The following is a 2,845-nucleotide window of genomic DNA, read 5'->3' as shown; positions in this document are numbered from 1 at the left end:
CATTTCGATTTGCAATTAAGGTAAATCTAAGAGGTGTTGTATGAGTAAAAATTTGAAGTTGAAAGCTTCGAGAGCAGCCAAAGACATGTCACAAAAAGATTTAGCCGCTGCAACTGGAGTAACTCGACAGACTATTAATGCCATAGAAAAAGGGGACTACAATCCATCGATAAAGTTATGTATTGCTATTTGTAGGGTTTTGGAAAAAACTCTCGATCAATTATTTTGGGAGGAAGATGAAAATGCATAAAAGTGAATTGGATGAAATGCAATTACAAAAGCGAAATATTATAGGAAATCAAGCTTACATGATTCTTTTTTACCTTCTCTTGCTAGACATAGGTCTCTATGGGTTTGGGTTTCGTTGGTTAAATTATCCTATGAATGTTGTAGTAATTATGAATGCGTGTATGGCCTATTATTTGATACGGATAATATGGAATAAGTCATACGTAGGACCTAAAGTTGAGGCTAAGAGTCTTGGGCGTAAAATTGGCATAGTTATAGGTTTAGCAGGATTAGTGGCAGGCATTACAAGTGTTTTTTTAATAAATGGATCAGTACTAACACTTTCAACAGAGGATAATAGCGCAATGATTCTTTTCATAGTTTCAATGATATTGCTTATAGTGTTAGCAGTTGTGAGCCTAATTTCTAAGTGGCAGGCTAGAAGCAATGAATGATAAATGGATAGAAATTGAACTTATCTAATCGATATGTATGGAAATAATATTTGCCTGTAATAATAAGGTTAACCTGTTTTTGATTGGAGGTGCCTTAAATGGGTGACAAAAGTCCCAAGAACAAAGAGAAAATGAAGAAGAAGGCTGAGAAGAAAGTTATAGCTCCAATATCCTAGTTCTAAACTTAAAAATCTAAAATCTAAAATGTAATTTGTTGCTTATGACTTCGGGGTATTCCGGGGTCTTTTCTTTGGAAACAAGAAAATGATAGTTGTGCTGACATGTATTTTAGATTGATTAAATAACTTATTGTAAACCTGTAATGTATAGAATTATTTGATATACTTATGTAACTTGGAATAAGTTGGTAGGACCTACGATTGCTGAGGAGGTTTTATAGTTTGAATGAAGGTTTATTCGGAACATCAATTACAGATATAATAAAGAAGAGGATTTCTGTTCGAACATACATAGACCGACCATTGACACCTGAGTTAAAGGAAAAAATCCAAAAAAATTTTCCAGTGTCGACAGGTCCCTTTGGAGGGCATTTGCGATTTGATTTTCTTGAAAGTAATATGTTTAAGGAATCAAACGTAAAGCTTGGGACTTATGGTGTGATACAAGGTGTTTCAACCTATCTCGTTGCCGTGATAGAGAAAGGCTCCAGAGATTTAGAGGATTTTGGATATTTATTAGAGAAAGTGATTTTATTTGCTACGTCTTTGGGACTGGGAACTTGTTGGCTTGGTGGTACTTTTAAAAAAAGTGAATTTAATAAAGCAATTAAGCAAAAGGACCAAGAGATATTACCATGCATTACACCAATTGGTTATCCGAATAGTAAAAAAAGTTTGATTGATTCTGCTATGAGATTTGCTGCTGGGTCAAAAAACAGAAAAGAATGGGATCAGCTCTTTTTTACTGAAAATTTCGATCAACGACTCTCTAAAGCAGAGGCTGGAAAATACTTAATTCCTTTGGAAATGGTTCGGTTAGCTCCTTCAGCATCTAACAAGCAACCATGGCGAATTATAAAGCAAAATAATAAGAACCATTTTTTTCTTCAGCATACTAAAGGTTACTCCAAATTTATGGCTTACGATTTGCAAAGAGTCGATATGGGAATTGCCATGTGTCATTTTGAACTTACTGCTCAAGAACAAGGTATTAAGGGAAAATGGGAAATTAGCGATCCGGGGAGTATTAGTAAACCCCTCGACACTGACTATGTGGTAAGTTGGGTTGAAGAGGTATAGATTATATTTATAGTATCAAGGAGGAGTAGGGTTAATTGAATACAGGGTCACTGCTTGCGATCTACATGCCGCTGTTTATTTTATTGTATGTTATTTTACCTCAGCAACGTGCAGTTCAAAAAGCTGTATTATTAAAAATTAGAAAGAGGAAAGGTGTTGTTAGGATGACCAACGAACTTATTATGAAATATATCGGTAAGAAGTGTCTAATATCCACTGGAACCTTTGGTACTAATGTCAAGGGGATTATAATGGCTGCCAACGAAAATTGGCTTGAAGTAGAGACAAAAAAGGGTAACGAACTAATCAATGCTGAGTTTATTCAAAGTATAAAAATAGTTTAATCAGCAAATGCTAGATATGCCGTACTAAATACCCCTAGGGTAAGATTAATTTTGTACATTGACAACCTAAGTTGAAGATGCTAATATGTGCATCCGGCCAAAAAACAGGCCGAAACAACAAGTTGAAAATTAGTTATTGACAACGAGAGTTGGAAATGCTAAGATACAACTCCGGCCAAAACAGCCGAAGAGAATCACAGAAACCAAAGGTACAAAGAGTTAACACTCAGTGCTAGTCGGTTAAAAAAAGTGTTGACAACGCAAGTATAAAATGCTAAGATATGACTCTGGCCCAAACGGGTCAAAACAAAAATTTTGATCTTTGGTCACCTCCCGCCATCCTGCAAGAATGGTAATACGTGCGAAGACAGTGTCTTCGGGCTCCGGTGACACTCAGACCATCCATGGTCTTTGAAAACTAAACAACAAGGACAGCCAATGAGAGAAACTCGCAAGAGTTTCAAAATAAATCATGAGTCAATCATCTTCTTCTAATGAGAAGTTTGAAATAACTTTTTTTGGAGAGTTTGATCCTGGCTCAGGACGAACGCTGGCGGCG

General features: G+C 36.0%; 4 protein-coding genes. All 4 read left to right on the top strand.

Going from position 1 to position 2,845, the window contains the following annotated elements; genetic code table 11:
- Nucleotides 1-40 precede the first annotated feature (40 nt).
- Entirely contained in the window at nucleotides 41-250 is a 210-nt protein-coding gene (locus DP73_RS21420) for a helix-turn-helix transcriptional regulator (protein ID WP_014903591.1), read from the top strand.
- Nucleotides 243-683, top strand: coding sequence for a DUF6773 family protein (locus DP73_RS21415; RefSeq protein ID WP_052090971.1), 441 nt, complete (start codon nucleotides 243-245; stop codon nucleotides 681-683). Before DP73_RS21420 ends, DP73_RS21415 begins: the two co-directional genes overlap by 8 nt.
- A gap of 401 nt (nucleotides 684-1,084) precedes the next feature.
- On the top strand, nucleotides 1,085-1,942 hold the full coding sequence (locus tag DP73_RS21410; RefSeq protein ID WP_034602424.1) for a nitroreductase family protein: 858 nt from the start codon (nucleotides 1,085-1,087) through the stop codon (nucleotides 1,940-1,942).
- Nucleotides 1,943-1,977: 35 nt separating this feature from the next.
- Nucleotides 1,978-2,286: a hypothetical protein gene (locus tag DP73_RS21405; RefSeq protein WP_034602422.1), complete on the top strand. Its 309-nt coding sequence runs from the start codon at nucleotides 1,978-1,980 to the stop codon at nucleotides 2,284-2,286.
- Nucleotides 2,287-2,845 lie beyond the last annotated feature (559 nt).

Origin of the sequence: Desulfosporosinus sp. HMP52 (assembly GCF_000765145.1) — a bacterium.
Lineage (GTDB): Bacteria > Bacillota > Desulfitobacteriia > Desulfitobacteriales > Desulfitobacteriaceae > Desulfosporosinus.
The sequence above is the reverse complement of the archived record's forward strand: the minus strand, read 5'-3'. Positions and strand labels throughout refer to the sequence as shown.

Excerpts from the sequence above, each read along its gene's own strand:
- DP73_RS21415 (WP_052090971.1), top strand. The coding sequence starts at position 243 with ATGCATAAAAGTGAATTGGATGAAATGCAATTACAAAAGCGAAATATT.
- DP73_RS21420 (WP_014903591.1), top strand. The coding sequence starts at position 41 with ATGAGTAAAAATTTGAAGTTGAAAGCTTCGAGAGCAGCCAAAGACATG.